The following is a 23,868-nucleotide window of genomic DNA, read 5'->3' on the forward strand; positions in this document are numbered from 1 at the left end:
CTCAGGCAGTCGTGCGGTGCGGAAGCACCCAGTTCGGGCGGGCGAAGTGGCACGTGTAGCCCGCCGGGTACGTCTGCAGGTAGTCCTGGTGCTCCGGCTCGGCCTCCCAGAACGGCGCCTCCGGCTCGATCGTGGTCACAGCCTTGCCCGGCCAGAGCCCGGACGCATCGACGTCCGCGATCGTCTCGCGGGCGACCTTCTCCTGCTCGGGGCTGAGCGGGAAGATGGCCGACCGGTAGCTCGTACCGACGTCGTTGCCCTGCCGGTCCTTGGTCGACGGGTCGTGGATCTGGAAGAAGAACGCCAGGATGTCCCGGTAGGTCGTCTGCGTCGGGTCGAAGACGATCTCGACCGCCTCCGCATGCCCGGGGTGGTTGCGGTACGTCGGGTGGTCGTTCTGCCCGCCGGTGTAGCCGACCCGCGTGTCGAGCACGCCCGGCTGCTTGCGGATCAGGTCCTCCACGCCCCAGAAGCACCCGCCCGCGAGGACCGCGGTCTCGGTGCCGGCCGGGCGGGTGATCTCGCCGGTGTCGTGAATTCCACTCGTCATGATGCGTGCTCCTCCGTACTGGTGGCCTCGAACAGTGACAGGTACTCGCCGTAGCCCGCTGCCTCGAGCTCCGCGACCGGGACGAACCGCAGCGAGGCGGAGTTCATGCAGTACCGCTGACCGCCCTCGGCGACCGGGCCGTCACCGAAGACATGGCCGAGATGGCTGCCGGCCCCGGTGGACAGCGCCTCCGTACGGATCATCCCGTACGACTTGTCGGTCTCGGTACGGACCGCGTCGGCCGCGAGCGGCTTGGTGAAGCTCGGCCAGCCGGTGCCGCTGTCGTACTTGTCGGTCGACGAGAACAAGGGCTGTCCGGAGACAACGTCCACGTAGATCCCGGCCTCGTGGTTGTCCCAGTACTCGTTCCGGAACGCGGGCTCGGTCGCGCCGTCCTGCGTGACGCGGAGCTGGTTGGCGGTGAGGCGGCTCAGCGCCTCCGGGGTCTTCCTGTAGTCGTGAGACACGATTTCTCCCTCTCTGACGTCGCTGGCTGCGCCGTCACTGTGCACAACACCGTGGGCTGCTGAATTGGTCCCGAGTTCCGCCGAACCCGGTGTGACCGCGATCTCAGTCCGCAGGGCGCTCGGCTTCCCGCACAGCGGCAAGCAGCCCGTCCACATCGTCCGCGCAGGCTTCACAGGCCGCCAGGTGCGCAGCCACCCCTGGGTACTGCTTTGCGGCGTCGGTGCCGGCGGCGAGCAACTCGGCGTACAGGTGCATGACAGCCATCGCCTCATCACACCCGACGTCCCGCGGGTCGGTGGCCAAGAACCGCTCGAGCCTGTCCCGCGACGCGGTCATGACCTCTCACCCTCCGTCTTTCCCTGATCAGCAACCCGTTCTGATAACCGTTGGTGGTCGTGCGGGTCGAAATCTTACGCCCCGGAGCGAACTCGGCCTGTGTGGTAAGACGTCGAGGGTGGCGTGCCGCCAACCCATGTGAACCGAAAGTGCGGTGTCAGCAAGAACAGGATCCAGGGAGGTGCCGGATGAGGGCAATTGTGGTGACGGACGAGAGTGCGGGTACGGGCGGGATGACGCTCGGTGAGCGTCCCGAGCCGGTGCCGGCAATCAACGACGTGGTCGTCGAGATTCACGCGTCGGGCTACGTCCCGACCGAGGTCACGTGGTCGTCGACGTGGACCGACCGCACCAACCGTGACCGGAAGCAGCCGATTCCGGGACACGAGCTGGCCGGCGTGGTCACCGCGCTCGGCTACGGCACCACCGGGCTGTCCGTCGGGCAACGGGTGTTCGGCCTCGCGGACTGGCACCGCGACGGCAGCCTGGCGGAGTACGTGGCGATCGAGGCGCGCAATCTCGCGCCGCTTCCCGGCGACGTCGACTTCACGGTCGGCGCGAGCCTGCCGATCTCCGGGCTGACCGCGTGGCAGGGGCTGTTCCAGCACGGCCGCCTCGAGGCGGGACAGACCGTCCTCGCCCACGGCGCGGCGGGTGCCGTCGGGACCATGGTGACGCAGCTCGCGCGCGAGTTCGGTGCGTACGTGATCGGCACCGGACGCGCCGCCGACCGCGAGAAGGCACTCGAGTACGGCGCGAACGCCTTCGTCGACCTCGACAACGACTCGCTCGAGGACATCGGCGGCGTCGACCTGGTGTTCGACGTGATCGGCGGCGACATCCAGAAGCGCTCCGCGGCCCTGATCCGCCCCGGCGGAACCCTGGTCACTGTCGTCGGACCACCCGAATCACGCCCCGCGGACGGCCTGGCGATCGACTTCGTGGTCGAGGCCGACCGCGGCCAGCTCATCCAGATCGTCGAACGCGTCCGCGACGGCCGGCTGCGGACGAACATCGGCAAGGTGGTCCTCCTCGACGACGCCGTAGCCACCTTCAACTCCACCGAACGCACCAAGGGCAAGATCGTCATCGAGGTTCGTTCCTAGAAGCAAAACGGGCCTCGCGGATCAGCCGCGAGGCCCGTTTGCTGTGTGAACTCAGGGAGCGATCTCGAGTCTGGTGATGAGGTCGCCGGCCAGGGTGAAGCGGTAGATGATGTCGACGACGCCGCCGGGGAAGTCGCCCTCGAGGCGGTTGGTGACGACGTAGCGAGTGTCGTCGAACTTCTCGACGTGGGTCGCCATCACCGTGTAGGTGTACTTGCTCATCTCCGCTTCCCGCCAGCGGTGGATCTCGTCGTGACCGGTGTAGCTGTGCTCGTTGTCGACCACGGTGGCGTCGGTCGCGAACGCCGCCAGCAGGTCGTGCGCATTCGCCTTGTGCTGCGGATCTGCCTCCCGCAGGAACCGCATGACGGCCTCCGGGAGGTGCATCGCCGAGTCGTCGGCGGTCGGGTCGGGCGGGGTCTGGATCGTCATCGGTACCTTCCAGGTCGAGAGATTTTGCCGTACGTCAGGGCTAAGCAAGGCCTGGCGCATCGATGCAGTACATGCCGCGGCGTTCGGTGAGCATCAGCAGGATCGTGTCGCAGTCCCTGCACCGGGCCACCGTGCCGGGGCCGGACATGTACACGGCCATCTCGGCCACGACGCCGGTCTTCCCGCAGCCGGTGCACCGGTAGCCCATTGTTGTCATGTCGCGCGCGAAAAGGTCGTGCATGACGCCCGCCATCGCATTGCCGTCGAGAGCTTGCATTCCGTCACCCTCCTGTCCCGCCGAACCGTTCGGTCCGGATCCGTCCCGGGTCGTGCCCCAACGAAACCATGCCCGCCGCCGCGGCCTCGACGAACGCCGTCGGTCCGCAGATGTACGTGAGCGGTTTCTCCCCGGCCGGCCAGCCGGTGGTGGCCAGGAGTGCCGGGTCGATGCGTCCGCGGTAGCCACGCCAGTCGTCCGGGGCCTCGCGCGTCAAGGTGACCGAGACATCGATCAGGTCGTCAGCAGCCAGCTTGAAGAGTTCCTCGCGGTAGATCAAGAGTTCGAGCGACCGCGAGGAGCACAGCACGCGGACCGGCACCCGGCTGCCGGTCGCGCGGTGATGCCGGACCATCGACCGGAACGGGGACAGCCCCGAGCCGCCGCCGATCAGGAACACCGGCGCACCACCGGGCTCGTTCTCCCAGACGAAGTAGCCGCCGACCGGGCCCCGCAGCTCGAGCTCGTCCCCCGGACGCAGCTCGTCCACCAGATAGGGCGACACCTCGCCGTCCTCGAGCCGCTCGACGGTGAGTTCCAGGTACGGGTCCTCAGGCGCCGACGCGATCGAATAGCTCCGCTCGGTCTGGTACCCGTCAGGTGCCGTCAGCCGCACGTCCACGTGCTGACCGGCGCGGTGCCCGGCCCAATCGGGCATGGCCAGCGCGATGGTCTTCACCCGCGAGGTCTCGACCGTTGACGAGACCACCGTTCCGGTCTGCCACGTCAGTCGCCCTGGTAGCGCTGCTCTTTCCACGGGTCTCCATAGTTGTGATAGCCGAACATCTCCCAGAACCCGGGCTGATCCGCGCTGCGCAACTCCACTCCACGGATCCACTTGGCGCTCTTCCAGAAGTACAGGTGCGGTACGAGAAGCCGCGCCGGGCCGCCATGCTCCGAAGGGAGCGGCTGCCCGTCGTACTCGTCCACGATCCAGGCCTTTCCACCGCGGAGATCCGCCAGCGGAACGTTCGTCGTGTAACCGCCGTCGCAGAACGCCAGTGCATGGGACGCCTGACCGGACGAAGCGTCGAGCAGGGTGTCGAGCGAGACGCCCGACCAGGTCGTGTCCAGCTTCGACCACTTGGTCACGCAGTGGATGTCGACGGTGAACTTCTCGTGGGGCAGCGCCTGGAACTCCGCCCAGGACCAGGAGACCGGCTCGTCCACGGTCCCCCGGATCGTGAAGTCCCATTTGTCCAGTGGCGTGTGCGGCGTCGGCCCGGCGGACAGTACCGGGAAGTCCCGGGTCAGGTACTGCCCAGGGGGTACACGCGAAGACTCGGCCGGTCGTCGGCCGAGAAAACCTCTGGTGACCGCCATCAGGCCTTCTTCCCCAGCTGGACCCGCAGCAGCCACTGGTGCTTCTCCAGCATCCCGACGACCTTGACCAGTACGTCCTGCGTCACCAGATCCGCCCCACCGACCGAGCCCAGCCGCTCGCGGATCCGCTCAGCCACGGCCGCGACCCGTCGGCCGAGCTCCCAGACCACCGCGTGATCGGCCGAGGACTGCACCTGGACAGCTTCGACACGCGATCCGGCCGCCACTGCCGAGCTCTGCCCATCGGGTACGAATCCCAGCGTCACCGCCCGCTCAGCGACAACGTCCGCGAGCTCGCGCCAGTCCCCCACCAACTCGTCGAGGAACAGATGCAGGGTGTGCGCAGCCGGCCCCACCACACTCCAGTGCAACTGCTTGCCGATCAGCGACAGGTCGATCAGGTCCTGCAGCACGACCTGCAGCTCAGCACCGACGGCAGCCCGCTCGTTGGGGTTGTCCAGCGGCGGCAACTGCACCGAGTTCGCAACAGATTCCATAGCCATACCCCACCTGTGTCATGGCCGGCGCCGGACCTTTCCTCGCCGCCCGGACAAATCACGCCCTGCGATGTACCACGAGCTGGTAGGAGTCGGCGACAAGCTGCCGTACCAACTGCTCGTCCACGGTGCCCCCGCTTTCCACCGTGATCCAGTGCTTCTTGTTCATGTGATAGCCGGGGGTGATGTCCACGTACCGCTCACGCAGGGCCACAGCATTGTCCGGATCGGCTTTCAGAACCACGACCGGCCGACCGGGCAGATCCGTCATCAGCATGAAGACCTTGCCGCCGACCTTGTAGAGGTCCCAGTTCGGGTCCAGACGGTGCTCCAGCTCCGCGCCCGGCAGGTTCACTGCGACCTGGTCCGCGAGCCTCTGCAGCTCTTCCGTTTCCACCGTGATCAACTCCGTCCTCGCTGCGAATGGCAGGCGTCGTTCGTTGGTGGCGACCACGATCCGGATCTTTCGGCGGGCGCTTGCGGCGGTAAGAACGGCGGCAGGCCGGACACCAATCCTTCGCAATCCACTACCGGAGGCTGATTCGCTGTGTCACGACTGAAGACCCCCGCGCTGGACGAGCTGCCGGCCGGACCGCGGCAGATCCTCGACAAGGTCGGCGCGCAACTCGGGTTCGTCCCGAACATGTTCAAGACCATCGCCTCGAACCCGACGGTCCTCGAGGTCGTCACCGGCCTGCAAGCCACGATGAGCCGGGTGCTGGACGCCCGGACCCGGCACAGCATCGCGCTGGCCGCGTCGCAGGTGAACGACTGCGACTACTGCCTGGCCATCCACTCGTACTCCTCGTCCGAGTTCGGCGGCATGTCGAGCGACGACATCGATCTCGCCCGGGCGGGAAGCTCGACCGATCCGAAGCGCGCCGCAGCGGCTCACTTCGCTCAACTGGTGGTCGACAGCCGCGGCCAGGTCAGCGATGCCGACCTCGCAGCCGTACGGGACGCCGGGTACTCCGACCCGGAGATCCTGGCGATCGTCACGGTCGCGGTGCAGGCGCTGCTCACGAACTTCATCAACAACGTGAACCAGACCGACATCGACATCCCCGCCGTCAACTCGGTGGGCTGACCCGATGAGCTCCGAGCCGTACGAGAGGTTCATGGCGCTGCACACTCGCGCCGGCGGCCTCGTCCTGCCGAACGCCTGGGACGGGCTGTCGGCGTTGCTGCTGGCCGACGCCGGTTTCGAGGCGATCGGGACCTCGTCGGTTGCGCTCGCCGCCGCCTTGGGCCGGCCGGACGGACGTCACGAAGTCACCCGCGCCGAGCATCTGGAACATGCAGCGCTGCTCGGCCGGCTCACCGGGCTGCCGGTCAACGGCGACTTCGAGGACGGGTACGGCGAAACGCCCGCGGATGTCGCGGCGACGGTCGAGGCGGCCGTCGAGTACGGCCTGGCCGGCATCGGTATCGAGGACACCTCGGGCAATCCGGAACGACCGATCCGCGACTTCGACGAAGCCGTCGCCCGTGTCCGGAGCGCGGTCGAGGCGGCCAGAGGACGGATCGTCGTCACCGGCCGTACCGACAACTTCATCCAGGGCCGCCCGGATCTCGACGACACCATCCGGCGTCTGACGGCCTTCGCCGAGGCCGGCGCGGACGTGCTGTACGCCCCGTACCCACCTGATCTCGACGCGCTGAACGCGATCGTGACCGCGGTCGCACCGACACCGGTCAACGTCCTCGTGTCGCCGGCGGACGACGTACTGACGGTCGCCGAACTGCAGAAGGCCGGCGTCAAGCGCATCAGCTTGGGCCCGTGGCTCTACGTCCACGCGATGGGAGCCCTCGAAGAAGCCACCAAGGCTCTGGTCGCGGGCGACCTGGCCTCGGCGGCAACCGGCATCAGCTTCGAGCGCGTCGGCGAACTACTTGCCCAGAGCAAGAACTAGACCTTCGAACACCGAAAGAAAGTAGCCAGCCATGGACCTCGACAAGCTCATGGGCAAGCACCTCACCAGGTACTTCGACCCCAGCAGGACGATCCCGGCAGAAACCCTTCAGCAGCTGCTGAAGTTCCTGCGTTCGACGCCGACGTCGACCAACATCCAGCCGAACCACTTCTACGTCCTCGCCACCGACGAAGGCAAGAAGCGGCTCGCCGACAACCTGGGCGAACGCTTCCAGGACAACGGCGAGAAGGTACTGAACTCCTCGCACACCATCATCGTCACCACCCGGGCGGATCTGCCCGAGAGCCACGTCGAGGCGGTGTTCAGCAAGGAGCGCGCCGACGGCCGGTTCCCGGACCCGGCGAAGCAGGAGCTGTGGGAGTCGATGACCCGCGACTTCCTGAGCCTGCGCAACTACGGCTACAAGGACGTCAACCACTGGATGGAGAAGCAGACCTACATGGTGGTGGGGCTGACCATGATGGCCGCCGCCGAGCTCGGCGTCGAGGCCACGCCGCTCGAGGGGTTCGACCCGACCAGTGTCGACAAGGCGTTCAAGATCCGCGAGACCGGGCATGCCACGACGGTGCTGCTGGCGCTCGGCTATCCCGACCCCAGCAAGCAGTACAGCAACCCGATCTCACGCTTCGACACAGACGAACTGTTCACCTTCGTCTGATGACGAGCGAGGAACGCGGGCCGGCCGTCGAGAAGATGGTCGACAACACCGATCAGGGCCGCTTCGAGTTGTACCGGGGCGACGAGCTGGTCGGCTGGCTCTACTACACGCATTTGAGACCTGATCGGTACGCCCTCCTGCACACCGAGGTCGAGGCGAGTCATCAGCACCAGGGCGTGGCGAGCGCGATGATCCGGCAGGTTCTCGACCAGATCCGCGGTCGCGGCGGAACGGTCACTGCGATCTGCCCGTTCGTGGCCGACTACTTCTCGCGAACCACGGAGGACGCCGACCTGCTCGACCCCCGGCACCCGGGCTACCCCGATCGCGCGACCGCCGAGGCGGCCGAGCGAGAGGCCGGTAGATGAATTCTCAACGAGGTGCCGCGCGGTAGGTAAGAGCAGCTCGGAGCGCTGACACCGGGACATGGATCTACCCACTGAGGTTCCATGAGGAGAACCATGAAACGCACTGTCTCCGCTGTCGCTGTCTCCGCACTCGCGCTGACGGCCGGCCTGGTCAGCACGCCGGCGACCGCCGGCGCCGCGCCCGCATCGGTCTCGGCATCCGTGTCGCAAGGCATGGTCTTCGTGCAGAACGACGACGCTGCGGGCAACAAGGTGGTGGCGTACCGTCGCGCGGCCGACGGCTCGCTGCACCAAGCCGGTACGTACCCGACGGGTGGTCGTGGCGGATCCCTGAACGGGGCGGTCGTCGACCGCCTCGCGTCGCAGGGGTCGCTCATGTACGACAAGGCACATCGCACCCTGTACGCCGTGAACGCGGGCAGCAACACCGTGACAGTCTTCGGTGTCGCCGGCGACCGCTTGATCCGTCGGCAGGTCATCAACTCCGGCGGAACGTTCCCGGTCAGCGTCGCCGTACACGGCGCAGAGGTCTACGTCCTGAACGCACGTGCGGGTGGTGCGGTGCAGGGCTATCTGAGCATTCTCGGCCATCTGGTGCGGCTGCCCGGCGAGCACCGCTCCCTCGGCCTGCCGGTCACGACCGACGCGCAGGAGTTCACGCACACTCCGGGCCAGGTCGCCGTGACACCGGACGGCTCCTCGGTGATCGTGACGACCAAGGCAGCCGGCAACAGCCTGCTCGTGTTCGGTCGGTACGGCCTCGCGCAGTTGACCAAGGCACCGACGGTTGTCGACGATGCCGGCAACGTTCCGTTCGCGGCGGTGTTCGACCGCTTCGGTCGGCTGGCCGTGGCCGAGGCGGGCTCGAACTCCGTCGCGACGTACGCGGTCGAGCCCGGTCGTCGTCTGCGCCTGGTGAACCGGACCGCGACCGGCCAGCAGGCGACCTGCTGGATTGTCGGTGCCGGCGGCAACTACTACCTGTCGAACGCGGGCAGCAACTCGTTGGCCGGGTACCACGCGGAGCGCGACGGCTCGCCCGTCAGCCTGGGCAACACCGCGACGGGTGCGGGCACCGTCGACGCCGCTGCCACGCCGGATCAGCGCTTCATCTACGTACAGACCGGGAAGGTTGGCGCTGTCGACGCCTTCCGGGTCGGGACCGATGGATCCCTGACCAAGATCGGCACCACCCTCGTCCCCAACGCTGCCGGCGCGGAAGGCATCGCCGCCAGCTGAGCACCCGACGATCCGGAAGCCCGAGTGGACATCCGGCTCTCCTGTCGGATGTGTGGGTGGACCGACGGCGGGCGTGGCGATTCCGGGACGGAACTGGAGGGCTGGCACAGGTAACCGGTGCCGCCCACAGATAACGACCTATCCACGACGCACGCTGCCGGTCCACCCCCACCACTGCTTGTCCGAACCCACCATTGCCTGTCCGAACCCTCCGCCACCGCCCTCGCACGCCGCCCAGTTCACCAGCCAACCGACCAACCGACCGGGCCGGCAGGGACATTTCGACAGGTAGTGCACCACGAGACACCGTACGCGCAACGCACTATCACGCTCAGGTGCACTACCCACCGGCCAGACACCGACCGACACGTCCTGTCGAACTGTCCGCCCCGCCACCCCCGACCACACGCAGAAGGCAGGAGGGCCGGTCATCTACTCGTGGTGTGGGTTCTCTGCTGGTGCACCGGCGGAGAACCTCAACGCGAGTGGATATCCGGCTGCTGAGGTGTAGGGATGAATGGCCACCTGCCCGACTGCCGTGCGGCAGTCGGGCAGGTTTCGTCGAGTCGTGAATCTTGGTAGTGAAATACGGGGCAAACGCAGCCTCGATCCACGACTCGGTGTCCCGGGGGCCAGCCGAACGCCACGACTCGGCGCGAGCCCGCATGGAGGGGTAGGACAAGAGGGTCGCGGCTCACGTGCCGCATCACCGAACCGTGCCGCCATCCCCCATCCCGCTGCCCGATCCTGTGCCCGATCCCGGTGCACGGCTCAGTAAGGGAGTGGTCGGCACCCACACATCGGACACAAGAGCCGGATATCCACTCGGGCTTCTGCAGCATCGGTAGCCCGTCCTTCAGTCTGCGGCGTGCGGAGGATCGACTTCCAGCGCCTCGACTGCACCGAGCAAGCTGCGCAGGTCGGTCTCCTCCACCTGGACTTCCTCCGGGTCATCCAGCCACTGGTCGGGTGTTTCGGGCTCGGCGCCGTCGCGCCGGCTGTTGGCGATCAGCTCCAGGTCCGCCTCGACCTCGGCTGCCAACTCGCCCAGCGCAGGCCCGCGCTCCTCGTCCGGCAACTGCCCATCAGTGTTCATCGACACGCCCCTTCGGCATGGTTACGCCCGAACTGTCCGCTCGCTAACCCCTGTGTCCTTGAGCCTGCACATCCTTACTCTGCATTTATGGACTGATTGGTCCATAAATGGCTACACTGACGGCATGGCAAGAACACCCAAGCCCCTCGAACCGGCGCGCGCGGAACAGCTGCTCCTGGTGGCGGCCCGGCACTTCGCTGCCGCGGGATACACAGGCACCTCGCTGAACACGGTCATCGCGGAGGCCGACTGGGGAAAGAGTTCCTTCTACCACTACTTCGCCGACAAACGCCGGCTGCACGACCACGTCGTCCGTACGCTGGCAGCACGCCTCACCGAGCAACTCCAGGTGCCCGACCTCAAGAGGCTGTCAGCTGACGAGTTCTGGCCTGCCATGACCGAGCTCGCCGAACGCCTCGACCGGGCGTCGAAGCGGCGACCCGAGACCCGCTTCCTCGGCGAGATGTTCCATCGCCCTGGCGACGACGACGGGCAACTGCAGGAATTCCGCGCCCAGGTCGAGCGCTGGCTGCGGCAGGCACTCGCCCACGGCCGCAGGCACGGCGTCATCCGCAACGACCTCCCCGAGGAGCTCCTCGCCCAACTGACGCTCGCCGTCCTGCAAACCCTCGACCACTGGGCCGTCCACAACCCCCGCACCCGAGCCCGCCGCATCCCACCCCAACGCTCCATCGCCCTACTCCACGACCTGATCGCACCCCACTAGGGTGCTAAGCTGCCATTCATAGACTAGGTGGTACATGAATGGAGGAGGGCGGGCAATGAGGGTGATGGTCGCCGGTGCTACCGGCTATCTGGGGCGGCACATTGTTCGGGAGCTCAAGGATCGCGGGCATTTCGTACGGGCGTTGGTGCGTGATGCTGTGCGGTTGGAGACCGTTCGGGATGCCGTTGACGAGGTGTTCACGGCTGATGCCACCGACCAGAAGGCACTCGCAGGTTGCTGTGACGGCATGGACGCGGTTATCAGCTCTGTGGGACTCGTCGGCAAGGCCGGTAAGAAGACGGCCTGGGACGTGGACTATGCCGCCAATCGGAACCTGCTGGAAGAGGCGGGCCGTGCCGGGGTCGGCAAGTTCGTCTACACGTCGGTGGTGCGCGCACCTGCGCTCGAGAATCTTCAACTGGTTCGCGCGAAGCGTGCGTTCGAGGCGGAGCTGCGCGGTTCCGGGCTGGCGTACACGATCCTCTTGCCGAACGGGTACTTCTCCGACTTCGACGCCTACCTCGAGATGGCCCGCGACGGTCGCGTCTATCTCTTCGGTGACGGCAGCTTCCGGATCAACCCGATCGACGGCGCCGACGTCGCCGCGGCCGCGGTCGATGCCCTCGACGCCGCCGCGCACGAGGTGGAGCTGGGCGGGCCCGAGATCCTCACCCACGAAGAGATCGCCAACGAGGCCTTCAGGGCCGCGGGGACGCCGCCGCGCATCAGGCACATCCCGACCTGGGTCATCACCGCCGGCCTCACATTGCTGCGGTGGGTGACGCCGCTGCGCGTGCACGGGGTCATCGAGTTCCCGCTCACTGTGCTCACCCACGACGTACTCTCCCCGGCGGTCGGGCGGCACCGGCTCGCCGACCACTACAAGGAAGTACGACCTACTCGATGACCACCTGGGCGGTGTCGAACGCTACGTACCCGGTGAAGTCGTGGCCGACCGTCTCGATCGCCGACCGTTTGGGATGCGGGTAGCACCACGCAGCGTCGACGTACTCGCGGTGCGGCGTCTCCACGCTGTAGTACCGGGCCGGTCCCTTCCAGGGGCAGACGTACGGCGTCGGGCTGTCCTTCAGGGTGCCGATCGTCAACGAGTCCGGTGGGAAGTAGCGGCTGCCTTCGATCGAGATGATGTGTTCGGTGTCCGCCTCGGCGAGGAGTACGCCGTCAATGGTCGCTCGCACTGTGGTCCTTTCGGTCGGATTCGGGGGTGTTCGTGGCGTCGTCGACGGTTCCCAGGAGGTAGTGCGTCAGCGGCGAATGCTCGTTCACATGCTCGATCGGCTGCGTGGGAAGCCCGCGGCCTTCCAGCTCGTCCCAGGTCGAGTCGGCGATCCGCCACAGCCGGCGCGCGATCCGCCCGGCGAGGCCCGCATGCGGTGAATTGGGGTGCGGTCTGGTCGCCGAGCTCCACTGCCGCTTGGCCAGGGACCGGGCTACGTCCACGGCACCATCAGCTCCGTCAGCACTGTGCTGCTGCTCCAGGCTGGACACGACGTCGGCCTCGAACGATTCGTGCTCGGTCAGCAGCCGTTCGGCGTCCCGCCAGGTCTCGGCGATGCTGATGTTCAGGAAGCGCGCATCCCCGTACGCCCTGCCCTTGAGCACCCGCAGCGCCTGCTCGAACCTCTTGAGATTCTCAACGAGGACCGCGGTGTCGATGTCGGCGGCCGCTCTGGAGGCGGGGAGCAGTACGTCGGCGACGGCCGCGGCATGCTGCGCGGCAACGGCCGTGAACTGGTCCAGGACGCGGCGTCTCGCGAACCCGTCGACCTCAGGATCCTGAGCGCCGGCCGCGAGCTCCCACAGGCTCGAGTGTTGAGCGTGCACCAGTTGCTGCAGCGGGGCGGACCTGGAGCGGGGCCGGATCGCCGGGTGGGACGGATCGAGTACGACCAGGTACGTCGGATGGCCCTGGAGGAACCGCTCGACCGCCGGGCAGTAGTTGGTGATGCGGACCTCTTCGGCGATCAGGTCGTCGAGGACCGCCTGGATCAGGGCCGTACCGAGACCCCGGCCACGATGAGCCGCGGTGACCTCGGTGTGGCCCAGGACGCGCTGTTCACCGAGGACACGGAAGTCGAGAGTTCCGGCGGTCGTACCTTCCAGGAGGAGCTCGTACCGTCGCAACTCCTCGTTCTCGACCACGCTCAACTCACGCTCGGCGTCATACATCAGGGTTCTCATTCGCAGTGCGGTCCTTCCGTGCGCGGTCCTGCCGATACGGCCTCACGAGATTTGGTGTCGGCAGCGGCGCGCGGACTTACCCGCCTGCGGACGTTACTGCGAGGTACACTCCCCCGATGAGAGAGCAGCGCTGGAATTCGGCACCGATCGTTGCTCGGCCTCGATAGGCTTTTGGTGTGTCCGAGACAGTGAACGAGCTGGATCGCCGCCTGACCGCGCGCGGCGCGGCCACGCGAGCCCGGATTGTCGCCGCTGCCGACGAGCTGATGGCTCTCAAGGGCGCCGCCGCGACCACCTTGGACGAAGTGACCGCGGCGAGCGGGACGAGCAAGTCACAGTTCTACCGGCATTTCGGCGACAAGTCCGCCCTGGTCCAGGCGGTGATCGCACTGCGCGGCAGCCGGGTGCTCGAGCGCGAGGAGCAGTACCTCCGCAGGGTCGATTCGTTCAGCGGCCTCGAGCGGTGGTGCCGGGCGATCCTGCAACGCGTCACAGCCCGCCGTGGAGCGCGGGGCTGCGACCTGGGCTCGCTCTCGACCGAGCTCTCCGACCAGGACGAGGCCGCCCGGATCGACCTGGACGCCCACCTGACGACCTGGATCTCGCTGCTGACCGCCGCACTCGGGCGGATGAAGGCCAACGGGACCTTGTCCGACGACGCCGATCCCTCGACGCTGGCGACCGGCATCATGGCCGCGCTGCAGGGCGGCTACGTTCTCGCCCAGGCGGCACACGATCCCGGGCCGATGCGGATCGCCCTCGAGCTGGCGATGGACTCCGTCCGGCTGCGCACCACGGCGCCCGCCAAGTAGCCACGGCCCGGTTCAGGCCGCGCCTAGAAGATCGCCGTACTCCGGGTTCAGCTCGACGAACCGGCGGACGACGGTGCAGTAGTTCGACACCTTCACGGATCTGGTCCGGATGTCGTCGAGAGCGCGGCCGACGAGCACCCACGATAGGCCTCGTCCCCGGTACGTCGGCTCGATCACGGTGTGCGTGATCGCCAGGTGCGAACCGATCACGTGGTAGATCAGCAGCCCGGCCTGCTCACCGTCGACCAGGAGTTCGTAGTACTCGTCGTCGGCGTGGTGAACGACGCGCACCTCCTCCTTGCCGGCAGCTGTCTCCGTCGCCGTGTCGTCGATCGTCAGCAGATCGGCCAAGGGCGCGGACCAGCCTGCGCCGAACGCCTCGGCGGGCAGACCGGCGCGCCAGGTGAGGCCGGATCCGGCCTGATTGCGGAACCGCAGAACCAGCTCCCAGGCACTCTCGGTGTCCGCGATCTCCGGCGTTGTGGACAGCCGTACACGCACGCTCCTCGGCAGCGAGTTGAGCACCACCGGCTGGGTCCGCAACGACAGCACCGTACGCCCGTCCTCCGACCGCACACCGCCCGCAGCGTCCGCCTGGGCACTGCCCGTCTGCGCAGCGTCCGTCTGGGTGCTGCTCCAGCCGGCCAGCATCACGACATCGCCGTCGACACCGCCGAACAGCTCCGCGGTGACGCCGAAGTCGACCTGCCGGCCGTCAGCAATCAGCTGCTCGGCCGGACCTGTCACCGTCAGCTCACCACCCGCGAGGTGGAAGCCCGATTCCGTAGACATAACTCGTCAGTGTCACGACCGCCGCCGGACCTTTCCTCGACGAGCCGACATCATCGCGGCGGGCGCAGTACCGCGAACGGGTCCGTCACAGTCAGCTCGCGGGCCACGAACTGGTAGACCGTCGCGGGCCGTCCGCCGGACTGCCCGTGCGCGGCGGTGCGCTCGGTCGCGCCGATGACGTGCCGCCGGGTGAGGACCCGCGTCAGGTTGGTCGCGCTGAGCTCGTACCCCAACGCGGCACTGAAGAGGTCGCGCAACTCCGCGATCGTGAACTCGGGCGGAGCCAACGCGAAGCCGATGTTCGTGTACGAGAGCTTCGCGCGCAGCCGCGCCACCGCCGCGTCGATGAAGAAGTGATGGTCGAACGCCGTTCGCGGCAGCTCGTCCACCCGGTGCCAGGCCGTGTCCGCAGGCAGGTTCGGCTGTACGTCGGAGGGCACCAGCCCGAGGTACGCCGTCGCGAGCACCCGCGCCCGCGGGTCGCGATCGATCGCACTGTGAGTCGCCAACTGCTCCAGATGAGCGACGTCGCGGACGTCGACCTTCGCCGCGAGGTGACCGGTGATCGCCTCGCGGAGCCGTTCCGTGGGCTGGACGCCGCCCCCGGGCAGCGCCCAGCGGTGCCGGAACGGGCTCTGCCCGCGCCTCCACAGCAGGACACACAGCTCGCCGTCCCGGACCGACAGCACCACAGCCAGCACCTCGTGCGGATAGCTGGGAACGTTGACCGGATCACTTTCCTTGGCGACGGGCATGCCGCCGATGGTAGCGTGATCCCTAGTTATCGCCTGTTAGGCGAAAACTTGCCGAACCGAAGGAGCAGCCCATGTCCGTCGCCGAGCAGACCGCGACGATCTGGCAGGACGAGGTGCGCCGCCTGGCGCGGGAGCGCGACGCCGTCATCCTCGCCCACAACTATCAGGAACCCGCGATCCAGGACGTGGCCGACCATGTCGGCGACTCGCTCGAGCTGTCCCGGATCGCCGCCACCACCGAGGCCTCGACGATCGTCTTCTGTGGCGTGCACTTCATGGCGGAGACCGCGAAGCTGCTCAGCCCGGACAAGACCGTGCTGATTCCGACCGCCCAGGCCGGCTGCTCGCTGGCCGACACGATCGACGCCGATCAGCTGCGCGCCTGGAAGGCCGAGCACCCCGGTGCCGCGGTGGTTGCCTACGTCAACACCAGCGCCGCCGTGAAGGCGGAGGCCGACGTGTGCTGTACGTCGTCGAACGCGGTGGCCGTGGTGGAGTCGATCCCGGAGGATCAGCCGGTGCTGTTCCTTCCGGACCAGTTCCTCGGCAACCACGTACGCCGGCAGACCGGCCGCGACAACGTTCACGTCTGGATGGGTGAGTGCCACGTGCACGCGGGGATCACCGCGGCCGACCTGCGCGCCCAGGTGGAGGCCGATCCGTCGGCGCAGGTGCTCGTGCACCCCGAGTGCGGTTGCGCGTCGTCGGCCGTCTGGCTCGCCGGCGTCGGTGATCTCCCGGCCGACCGGACCCGGATCCTGTCCACCTCCGGAATGCTCGCCGCCGCGCGCGACATGACCGCGAAGACCGCGCTGATCGCGACCGAGATCGGCATGCTCCACCAGCTGCGCAAGGTCAACCACGAGACCGACTTCCGGCCGGTGAACCCGAAGGCGTCGTGCCGCTTCATGAAGATGATCACGCCCGAACTGCTGCTGCGCTGCCTGCGCGAGGGCCGCGACGAGATCCAGCTGCCCGCCGACGTCGCCGAGCGTGCCCGGCAGTCCGTCGAGCGGATGGTTGCCATCGGCAAGCCCGGAGGTGCTCGGTGAGACGATCCGTCGACGTTGTCGTGATCGGCAGCGGCGTGGCCGGTCTGTCGGCCGCGCTTGGCCTCGCGGCCACCCGGGACGTAGTCGTCCTCAGCGCCGGTTCCGGCAGTACGCCTTGGGCACAGGGCGGGATCGCTGCCGCCTACGGTGCCGACGACCCGCTCGACCACGCCCACGACACCGAGATCGCCGGCGCTGGATTCTGCGATCCACGCAACGTCCGCGCATTGGTCGAGGAGGGCCCACAGCGTCTGGCGGAGCTGATTTCCCTCGGCGCCAGGTTCGACCGGGACAGCGACGGTTCGTTGTCGCGGACCCTCGAAGGTGGTCACGATCGCCCCAGGGTCGTGCACGCGGGCGGCGATGCCAGCGGTGCCGAGGTCCATCGGGCGCTCCACGACGCCGCACAACTCAGCGGTATCGAGACCGTGTCCGGGCGGGCCATCGGCCTGATCAAGTCCGCCTCCGGGCAGATCGCCGGCGTTCTCGTCGAGGAGGACTCCGGCGTCAGCCAGATCGACGCTCGCGCGGTCGTACTCGCCACCGGCGGGATCGGGAACGCCTACCTGGCGAGCACCAACCCGTCGAGCGTTCGTGGTGACGGCCTGGCCCTGGCGTTAGCGGCCGGGGCGTCGCTGGTCGACATGGAGTTCGTGCAGTTCCATCCGACCGCGCTCTTCACCGGTGATGTCAGCGGTCAGATGCCCTTGGTCACCGAGGCGGTCCGGGGCGAGGGCGCCGTACTGCGCGACTTCCAGGGCCGCAGCATCATGGCCGACGTGCATCCGCGCGCCGATCTGGCCCCGCGGGACATCGTTGCCCGCGCCATCGAGGCGACGATGCGCCGCGACGGCCGCGAGCACGTCTGGCTGGACGCCCGGTCGATCCCGGTCGAGACCATCCGCCGGCGGTTCCCGACCGTCCTGGAGTCCTGCCGGCAGATCGGCGTCGACATGCTGCGCGAGCCGATCCCGGTCACTCCCGCCGAACACTTCCTGTGCGGCGGCATCCGGACGGACCGCAACGGTGCAACCGATGTGCCCGGCCTGTACGCCATCGGCGAGGCAGCGGCCACCGGTGTTCACGGAGCCAACCGGCTGGCCTCCAACAGCCTCCTCGAGGGACTCGTCTTCGGGCGGCGTGTTGCTGCGGCGCTGACCCTCGACCTCCCGGCAGCAGCGTCGTACGGTAAGCCGAGCTCACTGACCGTGGGCGAGGACCGCGAGCCGGAGCGGATCCGCGCGATCCTGAGTGAGTACGCGGGAATCCGCCGCGACGGTGCCGGACTGCAGATCGCCACGGACGAGCTCGACACCGTTGGCGACGGCGCGCTGGCGACAGTGGCACGCGCGGTCGTCGCGGCAGCGATCACCCGGGAGGACAGTCGCGGATGTCACTGGCGCTCCGACTATCCCCGTACCGATGACCGCTGGGACTCGCATCTCGTCATCCGCCTCGACGACGACGGCCGCCCAGCTGTCCGCCGGCTCCTGCACGCGGCCGCATCCTGAGCGGTCAGCGGGACGCGCGCAGGAACTCGCGATTCAGCCGGGCGATGCTGGCGAACGGGATCCCCTTCGGGCAGGACTGCACGCATTCGCCGGTGTTCGTGCAGCCGCCGAATCCTTCCTCGTCCATCGCGGCAACCAGACCGAGCACCCGTTGCTCGCGCTCTGGTTGCCCCTGCGGCAACACGTTCAGGTGCGCGACCTTCGCGGACGTGAACAGCATCGCGGACCCGTTCGGGCAGGCCGCGACGCATGCACCGCAGCCGATGCAGGTGGCGTTGTCGAACGCGAGCTCGGCGTCGTGTTTCGGCACCGGCACCGCGTGCGCGTCCGGAGCACTGCCCGTCGGCGCGGTGATGTAGCCGCCGGCCTGGACGATCCGATCGAGAGCTGACCGATCCACCACCAGGTCCTTCACCACCGGGAATCCCGTCGCCCGCCAGGGCTCGACGTCGATCACATCACCATCGCGAAACGCCCGCATGTGCAGCTGGCACGTGGTCGTCTGCTCCGGACCGTGTGCGCTGCCGTTGATGACCACGCCGCAAGCACCGCAGATGCCCTCGCGGCAGTCGTGGTCGAAGGCGATCGGCTCCTCGCCTTTGGTGATCAGTTCCTGATTCAGTACGTCGAGCATCTCCAGGAACGACATGTCGGGGCTGATGTCCTGCACGACGTACGAAACCATCCGGCCGCGCTCTTCAGGACCCGATTGGCGCCAGATGCGCACGGTCAGCTTCACGTGTAGCTCCGTTGGGTGGGGTGGACATGGTCGAAGGTCAGCTCTTCCCGGTGCAGTACGGGGCTTTCTCCGTACTCCCACGCTGCGACGTGACTGAAGCGTTCGTCGTCGCGCAGCGCCTCACCGGTGGCGGTCTGGTGCTCTTCACGGAAGTGCCCGCCGCACGACTCCTCACGTACCAAGGCGTCGAGCAGCATCAGCTCGGCGAGCTCGAGGAAGTCGGCGACCCGGTTGGCCTTCTCCAACTCCTGGTTGAGTTCCTCGCCGTCCCCGGGGACGCGGACCTCGCGCCAGAACTCCGCGCGGAGCTCCGGGATCCGTTCCAGCGCCTTGCGCAGACCGCTCGCGTTGCGAGCCATGCCGCAGTGGTCCCACAGCAGCAGGCCCAACTCGCGATGGAACGAGTCGACCGTCCGCGTACCGCCGACCGAGAGCAGCCGGTCCAACCGCGCTCGTACCTCGCGCTGGGTCTCGAGCACCGTCGGATGTTCCACCGGAACTGCTTCGAAGGTGTTGCTGCCGATGTAGTCGTTGACCGTGGTCGGTACGACGAAGTACCCGTCGGCGAGGCCCTGCATCAGCGCCGAAGCCCCGAGCCGGTTGGCGCCGTGGTCGGAGAAGTTGGCCTCCCCAACGACGAACAGGCCGGGAATCGTGCTCTGCAGGTCGTAGTCGACCCACAGGCCGCCCATCGTGTAGTGGATCGCGGGGTAGATGCGCATCGGGACCTGGTACGGATCTTCGGCCGTGATCCGCTGGTACATGTCGAACAGGTTCCCGTACCGGGCCTCGATCGCTTCCCGCCCGAGCTCCTGGATCGCGTCCTCGAAGTCCAGGTAGACGCCCAGACCGCCGGGCCCGACCCCGAAGCCGGCGTCGCACTGGTTCTTCGCCGCCCGTGAGGCGATGTCGCGGGGAACCAGGTTCCCGAAGCTGGGGTACAGGCGTTCGAGGTAGTAGTCGCGCTCGTCCGCCGGGATCTGGCCGGGCGGCCTCGGGTCGCCCTTGACCTTCGGCACCCAGATCCGGCCGTCGTTGCGCAGCGACTCGCTCATCAGCGTCAGCTTCGACTGATGGTCACCGGAGCGCGGGATGCAGGTGGGGTGGATCTGGGTGAAGCACGGGTTGGCGAAGTACGCGCCGCGGCGGTGCGCGCGCCAGATCGCGCTCGCGTTCGATCCCTTGGCGTTGGTGGACAGGTAGAACACGTTGCCGTACCCACCGGTGGCCAGGACGACGGCGTCGGCGAGGTGCGTGGTGATCTCGCCGGTGATCAGGTCCCGGGCGATGATCCCCCGCGCGCGGCCGTCGACGACGATCAGGTCCAGCATCTCGGTCCGGGCGTGCATCTCGACACGTCCGGCATCGATCTGCCGCGACAGGGCCTGGTACGCACCGAGCAGCAACTGCTGGCCCGTTTGACCACGGGCGTAGAAGGTCCGCTCGACCTGTACGCCGCCGAACGAGCGGGTGTCCAGCAGGCCGCCGTACTCGCGCGCGAACGGCACTCCTTGAGCGACGGCCTGGTCGATGATCTGCGCGGAGAGCTCCGCGAGCCGGTAGACGTTGCTTTCGCGCGAGCGGAAGTCGCCGCCCTTGACCGTGTCGTAGAACAGCCGATAGACGGAGTCGCCGTCGTTGCGGTAGTTCTTGGCCGCGTTGATGCCGCCCTGGGCCGCGACCGAGTGCGCACGGCGTGGCGAGTCCTGGAAGCAGAACTGCGTCACGTGGTAGCCCTGCTCGGCCAGCGTCGCGCCGGCCGACGCACCGGCCAGACCGGTGCCTACGACAACGATCCGATGCCGGCGGCGGTTCGCCGGATTCACCAGCTTCGCCGCGAAGCGCCGTTCGTCCCAGCGCCGTTCGAGAGCCACGTCCGGCGCCTTCGCGTCGGAGACGGGACCACCGACAAGATGGCTTACCACGGTCTCACCTCACCAATCCGGTCATCACACCGAGCGGGACCGCCAGGAATCCGACGGTGATCACCACAGCCACCAGCGGGCCGAGATTCCCGACCCAGCCACCGGTTCCGCCGCCGAAGCCGAGGGTCCGGGCCGCGCTCGTGATGCCGTGGTTGAGATGCAGCCCGAGCATCAACAGCGCGACGATGTAGATCAGGTTGACCCACCACACGCTGAAATCGGCGACGACGTTGTGGTACGGATCACCCTCGACGAAATCGCGATTGGCAACCCCAACGGTCAGATCCAGCACGTGCCAGACCACGTAGACGGCCAGCGTCGCGCCGCCCCAACGCATCGTGCTCGGGGCAAAGCTCCGCAGGCCCCGTCCTCCCCGCAAGCTCAGTCGCCGCCCGTGGACGTACCCGACCCGTCGTGCCCGGCGATCCCTCGCGGTCAACTGCACCGCCGCGACGACATGCAGGACCACCGCAAGGAGCAGCCCGCACCGCAGGATCCACAAGAACACGCCGAACGGCAGCACCGGTTCGCCGATCCTGCGCAACCAGGCCGCGTACTCGTTCATCGCATCGGCGCCGAGGAAGACCTTGAGGTTGCCGAGCATGTGCGCGAACAGATAGCCGACCAGCACCAGGCCGGTCACCGCCATCACGGCCTTCTTCCCGATCGTCGAGGCCCAGAAACGACCGGCCGGTGTCCGCGTTCGTGGAGCTAGCTCTGTTGGCACATGGTTGACGGTAAGACGGCAACCGACCAGAGGGCAAAGACAGAATCAGTCTCATCGTCAGAGGCAATGCCTATGATGGAGCGGTGCAACTCCACCAGCTCGCCTATTTCGTCGCGGTCGCCGACACGCGGCATTTCACCCACGCCGCCGAGCTCCTGCGGGTCGCGCAGCCATCGGTCTCTCAGCAGGTACGGGCCCTCGAGCGCGACGTCGGCGCCGAGCTCTTCCACCGGATTCGGGGCAACCTGTCGCTGAGCGAGGCCGGCGAGACGCTGCTCCCGATCGCGCGGCGCATCCTGGCCGACACGGACGCGGCGTATCAGGCGGTGCGGGAGCTCGACGAGTTGGGCCGCGGTCGCGTACGGCTCGGTGCCACCCCGAGTCTGTGCACCGGGTTGTTGCCGACCGTACTGGCCGGGTTTCGGGAGGCTCGTCCCGGGATCGAGCTGACCCTGCGCGAGAGTGGTTCGCGGGATCTGCAGACCGATGTCGCCGAGGGGTTGCTCGACCTCGCGCTGATCGTCGACTCCCGCCGGCGGGACCACGGCCGGCTCGCGACACAGCCGTTGTTCGTCGAGGAACTCGTGGTGATCTCCGCCAAGCACCGGCCGGCGCCGGTGCGCCGGGCGCGGATGAAGATCCGGGACCTCGAGGACCGGCCGCTGGTGATGTTCCGCCGTGGGTACGACCTGCGGGACGCGACCGTGGATGCCTGCCGTGCCGAGGGATTCGAGCCCTCGTTCGCGATCGAGGGCGGCGAGATGGACGCCGTACTCGAGTGTGTCGAAGCCGGGATGGGCCTCGCTGTCGTACCGAGCACCGTCGCGAAGGACAGGTTCCGCGTCACGCGCTTCGAAGCCCCCGGCCTCGACCGCGTCGTACGGCTCACCTACCGCGAAGAAATCACGCCCTCCAAGGCCACCCTCGCCCTCCATCAGGCAATCACCGACCACGTAAGCACCACCGGATCCCTCCCCCGCGGAACCCGCCCCCTGCTAAGCCGCGCCACTCCCGCCCCCTTCAGGGATGCAGCCCCACCCACCACGCCACCCCGGCGCTAACCTCGACCCGGCAGCGGATGTCCGCTCGGCTTGTGGCTTCTCCACTCGTATGCCAATGGAGAAGCCACAACGCCGGTGGATATCCGGCCCTGTGGAGTGGGCGCGCTGGGCGGGCACGCTCGGGGTATGTGGAGAGAGATGGTGGGTATGACGGAGGCGTTGGTGGTGCGGGCGGTTGCTGGGGTTGTGCTTCGGGACGGTGACGGGCGCGTGCTACTGATTCGCCGCGCGACCGAGAACACCTGGGGCCTGCCCGGCGGCGGGCTCGAGCCGGGTGAGACCTGGCACGACGCCGCCGTACGCGAGTGCCGCGAAGAGACCGGGTGGAATGCACGCATCGACGGGCTGCTCGGCGTCTACAGCGATCCCGCGACACAGATCCACCGCTATCCCAGTGGCGCCCTACGACACTTCGTCGGCGTCGTCTTCCTCGCCACCGCCCTCCAGCACATCGCCGAACGCGACCACGAGGCCACAGAACTGCGCTGGGTCACCCAAGCAGACCTACCCGAACCCCTCTTCGCCCCAGACATCCCAGTCCTGACCGACTACTTCAACCCCGACCAACCGGTCCCGTTGATCAGCTGATCGCGGTGGAGATCAGGATCATTTGGTTGGTGGTTTCTTGGGTGGTGGGTTGCCAGCCGCGGGCTTCGAGGTCGTACTGGAGTTCGGGGGCTGTCCAATACCGCTTCGAGATGGTGAAGGTACGGCCGTCGTTGAGTTCACGGCGTTCGGCGCGGGCGGGTGTGGGCTCTGCCGGTTCGGGCGGGTATCGCGTGCTGTCCACCAGAAACACGCGGCCACCAGGTCGGAGCGCCGTCCGCACAGTTGACCAGAACGCTTCCAGGCGTTCGTCGGGAACGTGCGAAAGCCAGTACGTGAACACCACAGCGTCGTACGTCGCGGGTGGTGGATTCCACTCGAACAGGTCGGCCACGACGTGTTCTACCGGCGCTCCCGCAAGACGCGTCCGATTGAGCTCGATCATCTCCGGCGAGGCATCGACAGCCGTGACCTGATCGGCGTACTCGACGAGGTGCCGCGTCCACAGGCCGGTGCCGCAGGCCAACTCGAGCACCCGCCCGGTCGGAGCGAATTCGTGCAGCGCCGCCTCGGCCTCCGCGACGTCCTCGAACCAGCGCCTTTCCAGGTCGGCCGGCAATGTGTACCGCCCACGACGCTGCCACCACTCGTCGTACTCCCCGGCCCTTGCCTGGTAGTACGCGACCTGCTCCGCCAGCAACTCGTCCACAACCAGCCACGATAAGTCAACCCAGC

General features: G+C 67.7%; 31 protein-coding genes. 13 read left to right on the forward strand and 18 right to left on the reverse strand.

Going from position 1 to position 23,868, the window contains the following annotated elements:
• Nucleotide 1: 1 nt before the first annotated feature.
• The 3 genes from msrA to ACGFI6_RS03265 all read right to left on the reverse strand — a co-directional run bounded on the left by msrA (nt 2) and on the right by ACGFI6_RS03265 (nt 1,354).
• Nucleotides 2-550: a peptide-methionine (S)-S-oxide reductase MsrA gene (gene msrA, locus ACGFI6_RS03255; protein WP_393114945.1), complete on the reverse strand. Its 549-nt coding sequence runs from the start codon at nt 548-550 to the stop codon at nt 2-4.
• Nucleotides 547-1,017, reverse strand: a complete 471-nt coding sequence (msrB, locus tag ACGFI6_RS03260) for a peptide-methionine (R)-S-oxide reductase MsrB (protein ID WP_393114947.1) — start codon at nt 1,015-1,017, stop codon at nt 547-549. Before msrB ends, msrA begins: the two co-directional genes overlap by 4 nt.
• Before the next feature lie 103 nt (nt 1,018-1,120).
• On the reverse strand, nt 1,121-1,354 hold the full coding sequence (locus tag ACGFI6_RS03265; protein WP_393114948.1) for a hypothetical protein: 234 nt from the start codon (nt 1,352-1,354) through the stop codon (nt 1,121-1,123).
• A 188-nt stretch (nt 1,355-1,542) separates the two neighbouring features.
• Between ACGFI6_RS03265 and ACGFI6_RS03270 the strand changes: the two genes are divergently transcribed.
• Nucleotides 1,543-2,460, forward strand: coding sequence for an NADP-dependent oxidoreductase (locus tag ACGFI6_RS03270; protein ID WP_393114950.1), 918 nt, complete (start codon nt 1,543-1,545; stop codon nt 2,458-2,460).
• A 51-nt stretch (nt 2,461-2,511) separates the two neighbouring features.
• Here the strand turns inward: ACGFI6_RS03270 and ACGFI6_RS03275 are convergent, their stop codons facing one another.
• From ACGFI6_RS03275 to ACGFI6_RS03300, 6 genes are read right to left on the reverse strand one after another with little or no spacing between them, the layout of a single operon-like run.
• On the reverse strand, nt 2,512-2,892 hold the full coding sequence (locus ACGFI6_RS03275) for a nuclear transport factor 2 family protein (RefSeq protein ID WP_393114952.1): 381 nt from the start codon (nt 2,890-2,892) through the stop codon (nt 2,512-2,514).
• A 40-nt stretch (nt 2,893-2,932) separates the two neighbouring features.
• Nucleotides 2,933-3,169, reverse strand: coding sequence for a DUF6510 family protein (locus tag ACGFI6_RS03280; RefSeq protein ID WP_393114953.1), 237 nt, complete (start codon nt 3,167-3,169; stop codon nt 2,933-2,935).
• Nucleotides 3,170-3,173: 4 nt separating this feature from the next.
• Complete coding sequence (locus ACGFI6_RS03285; RefSeq protein WP_393114954.1) at nt 3,174-3,926, reverse strand: ferredoxin reductase; 753 nt, start codon at nt 3,924-3,926, stop codon at nt 3,174-3,176.
• On the reverse strand, nt 3,896-4,492 hold the full coding sequence (locus tag ACGFI6_RS03290) for a sulfite oxidase-like oxidoreductase (protein ID WP_393114955.1): 597 nt from the start codon (nt 4,490-4,492) through the stop codon (nt 3,896-3,898). Before ACGFI6_RS03290 ends, ACGFI6_RS03285 begins: the two co-directional genes overlap by 31 nt.
• A complete protein-coding gene (locus ACGFI6_RS03295) occupies nt 4,492-4,989 on the reverse strand; it encodes a Dps family protein (RefSeq protein ID WP_393114956.1) in 498 nt (165 codons plus the stop codon). The genes ACGFI6_RS03290 and ACGFI6_RS03295 overlap by 1 nt, the downstream gene beginning before the upstream one ends.
• A 58-nt stretch (nt 4,990-5,047) precedes the next feature.
• Entirely contained in the window at nt 5,048-5,443 is a 396-nt protein-coding gene (locus ACGFI6_RS03300) for an MmcQ/YjbR family DNA-binding protein (protein ID WP_393114957.1), read from the reverse strand.
• Between the two features lie 93 nt (nt 5,444-5,536).
• Here ACGFI6_RS03300 and ACGFI6_RS03305 point away from each other — a divergent pair, with 93 nt between their 5' ends.
• The 5 genes from ACGFI6_RS03305 to ACGFI6_RS03325 all read left to right on the forward strand — a co-directional run bounded on the left by ACGFI6_RS03305 (nt 5,537) and on the right by ACGFI6_RS03325 (nt 9,188).
• Nucleotides 5,537-6,076, forward strand: a complete 540-nt coding sequence (locus tag ACGFI6_RS03305) for a carboxymuconolactone decarboxylase family protein (RefSeq protein ID WP_393114958.1) — start codon at nt 5,537-5,539, stop codon at nt 6,074-6,076.
• Between the two features lie 4 nt (nt 6,077-6,080).
• On the forward strand, nt 6,081-6,902 hold the full coding sequence (locus ACGFI6_RS03310; RefSeq protein ID WP_393114959.1) for an isocitrate lyase/phosphoenolpyruvate mutase family protein: 822 nt from the start codon (nt 6,081-6,083) through the stop codon (nt 6,900-6,902).
• A gap of 31 nt (nt 6,903-6,933) precedes the next feature.
• Nucleotides 6,934-7,581 (forward strand): nitroreductase family protein, encoded by a 648-nt coding sequence (locus ACGFI6_RS03315; protein WP_393114960.1) that lies wholly within the window; start codon nt 6,934-6,936, stop codon nt 7,579-7,581.
• Nucleotides 7,581-7,949 (forward strand): GNAT family N-acetyltransferase, encoded by a 369-nt coding sequence (locus ACGFI6_RS03320; RefSeq protein WP_393114961.1) that lies wholly within the window; start codon nt 7,581-7,583, stop codon nt 7,947-7,949. The genes ACGFI6_RS03315 and ACGFI6_RS03320 overlap by 1 nt, the downstream gene beginning before the upstream one ends.
• Nucleotides 7,950-8,042: 93 nt before the next feature.
• On the forward strand, nt 8,043-9,188 hold the full coding sequence (locus ACGFI6_RS03325; RefSeq protein ID WP_393114962.1) for a lactonase family protein: 1,146 nt from the start codon (nt 8,043-8,045) through the stop codon (nt 9,186-9,188).
• Between the two features lie 856 nt (nt 9,189-10,044).
• On the opposite strand, the gene ACGFI6_RS03330 is transcribed toward ACGFI6_RS03325, so the two are convergent.
• The gene (locus ACGFI6_RS03330; protein ID WP_393114963.1) at nt 10,045-10,284 is read right to left on the reverse strand and encodes a hypothetical protein; all 240 of its coding nucleotides are present in this window, start codon (nt 10,282-10,284) and stop codon (nt 10,045-10,047) included.
• A gap of 124 nt (nt 10,285-10,408) precedes the next feature.
• On the opposite strand from ACGFI6_RS03330, the gene ACGFI6_RS03335 reads away from it, so the two are divergent.
• Entirely contained in the window at nt 10,409-11,011 is a 603-nt protein-coding gene (locus ACGFI6_RS03335) for a TetR/AcrR family transcriptional regulator (RefSeq protein WP_393114964.1), read from the forward strand.
• Between the two features lie 55 nt (nt 11,012-11,066).
• On the forward strand, nt 11,067-11,918 hold the full coding sequence (locus ACGFI6_RS03340) for an SDR family oxidoreductase (RefSeq protein WP_393114965.1): 852 nt from the start codon (nt 11,067-11,069) through the stop codon (nt 11,916-11,918).
• Here the strand turns inward: ACGFI6_RS03340 and ACGFI6_RS03345 are convergent.
• Nucleotides 11,908-12,210 carry a DUF427 domain-containing protein gene (locus ACGFI6_RS03345; RefSeq protein WP_393114966.1) on the reverse strand — a complete coding sequence of 101 codons (303 nt, stop codon included), beginning with the start codon at nt 12,208-12,210 and terminating at the stop codon, nt 11,908-11,910. The two genes, ACGFI6_RS03340 and ACGFI6_RS03345, sit on opposite strands and share 11 nt — an antisense overlap.
• Complete coding sequence (locus tag ACGFI6_RS03350; RefSeq protein WP_393114968.1) at nt 12,194-13,213, reverse strand: GNAT family N-acetyltransferase; 1,020 nt, start codon at nt 13,211-13,213, stop codon at nt 12,194-12,196. Before ACGFI6_RS03350 ends, ACGFI6_RS03345 begins: the two co-directional genes overlap by 17 nt.
• A 176-nt stretch (nt 13,214-13,389) precedes the next feature.
• Between ACGFI6_RS03350 and ACGFI6_RS03355 the strand changes: the two genes are divergently transcribed.
• Complete coding sequence (locus ACGFI6_RS03355) at nt 13,390-14,025, forward strand: TetR/AcrR family transcriptional regulator (RefSeq protein WP_393114969.1); 636 nt, start codon at nt 13,390-13,392, stop codon at nt 14,023-14,025.
• A gap of 12 nt (nt 14,026-14,037) precedes the next feature.
• Here the strand turns inward: ACGFI6_RS03355 and ACGFI6_RS03360 are convergent, their stop codons facing one another.
• Both ACGFI6_RS03360 and ACGFI6_RS03365 read right to left on the reverse strand, forming a co-directional pair.
• Nucleotides 14,038-14,817 (reverse strand): GNAT family N-acetyltransferase, encoded by a 780-nt coding sequence (locus tag ACGFI6_RS03360; RefSeq protein ID WP_393114971.1) that lies wholly within the window; start codon nt 14,815-14,817, stop codon nt 14,038-14,040.
• Nucleotides 14,818-14,867: 50 nt separating this feature from the next.
• Nucleotides 14,868-15,572 (reverse strand): NUDIX domain-containing protein, encoded by a 705-nt coding sequence (locus ACGFI6_RS03365; protein WP_393114972.1) that lies wholly within the window; start codon nt 15,570-15,572, stop codon nt 14,868-14,870.
• A gap of 71 nt (nt 15,573-15,643) precedes the next feature.
• Here ACGFI6_RS03365 and nadA point away from each other — a divergent pair, with 71 nt between their 5' ends.
• Together nadA and nadB are read left to right on the forward strand one after the other, a co-directional pair.
• Nucleotides 15,644-16,624, forward strand: a complete 981-nt coding sequence (nadA, locus tag ACGFI6_RS03370; RefSeq protein WP_393114973.1) for a quinolinate synthase NadA — start codon at nt 15,644-15,646, stop codon at nt 16,622-16,624.
• A complete protein-coding gene (nadB, locus tag ACGFI6_RS03375) occupies nt 16,621-18,135 on the forward strand; it encodes an L-aspartate oxidase (protein ID WP_393114974.1) in 1,515 nt (504 codons plus the stop codon). Before nadA ends, nadB begins: the two co-directional genes overlap by 4 nt.
• Nucleotides 18,136-18,139: 4 nt before the next feature.
• On the opposite strand, the gene ACGFI6_RS03380 is transcribed toward nadB, so the two are convergent.
• From ACGFI6_RS03380 to ACGFI6_RS03390, 3 genes are read right to left on the reverse strand one after another with little or no spacing between them, the layout of a single operon-like run.
• On the reverse strand, nt 18,140-18,874 hold the full coding sequence (locus ACGFI6_RS03380) for a succinate dehydrogenase/fumarate reductase iron-sulfur subunit (protein ID WP_393114976.1): 735 nt from the start codon (nt 18,872-18,874) through the stop codon (nt 18,140-18,142).
• Nucleotides 18,871-20,799 (reverse strand): fumarate reductase/succinate dehydrogenase flavoprotein subunit, encoded by a 1,929-nt coding sequence (locus tag ACGFI6_RS03385; protein ID WP_393114977.1) that lies wholly within the window; start codon nt 20,797-20,799, stop codon nt 18,871-18,873. Before ACGFI6_RS03385 ends, ACGFI6_RS03380 begins: the two co-directional genes overlap by 4 nt.
• Nucleotides 20,800-20,803: 4 nt before the next feature.
• Complete coding sequence (locus tag ACGFI6_RS03390) at nt 20,804-21,526, reverse strand: succinate dehydrogenase cytochrome b subunit (RefSeq protein ID WP_393114978.1); 723 nt, start codon at nt 21,524-21,526, stop codon at nt 20,804-20,806.
• Between the two features lie 83 nt (nt 21,527-21,609).
• Here ACGFI6_RS03390 and ACGFI6_RS03395 point away from each other — a divergent pair, with 83 nt between their 5' ends.
• Entirely contained in the window at nt 21,610-22,587 is a 978-nt protein-coding gene (locus ACGFI6_RS03395; RefSeq protein WP_393114979.1) for a LysR family transcriptional regulator, read from the forward strand.
• 147 nt (nt 22,588-22,734) lie between these two features.
• The gene (locus tag ACGFI6_RS03400; RefSeq protein ID WP_393114980.1) at nt 22,735-23,175 is read left to right on the forward strand and encodes an NUDIX hydrolase; all 441 of its coding nucleotides are present in this window, start codon (nt 22,735-22,737) and stop codon (nt 23,173-23,175) included.
• Here ACGFI6_RS03400 and ACGFI6_RS03405 read toward each other — a convergent pair.
• On the reverse strand, nt 23,168-23,842 hold the full coding sequence (locus tag ACGFI6_RS03405) for a class I SAM-dependent methyltransferase (protein WP_393114981.1): 675 nt from the start codon (nt 23,840-23,842) through the stop codon (nt 23,168-23,170). The genes ACGFI6_RS03400 and ACGFI6_RS03405 overlap by 8 nt on opposite strands.
• Nucleotides 23,843-23,868: the final 26 nt, after the last annotated feature.

The sequence above is a fragment of the Kribbella sp. NPDC048928 genome, from assembly GCF_043197975.1.
Taxonomy (GTDB): domain Bacteria; phylum Actinomycetota; class Actinomycetes; order Propionibacteriales; family Kribbellaceae; genus Kribbella.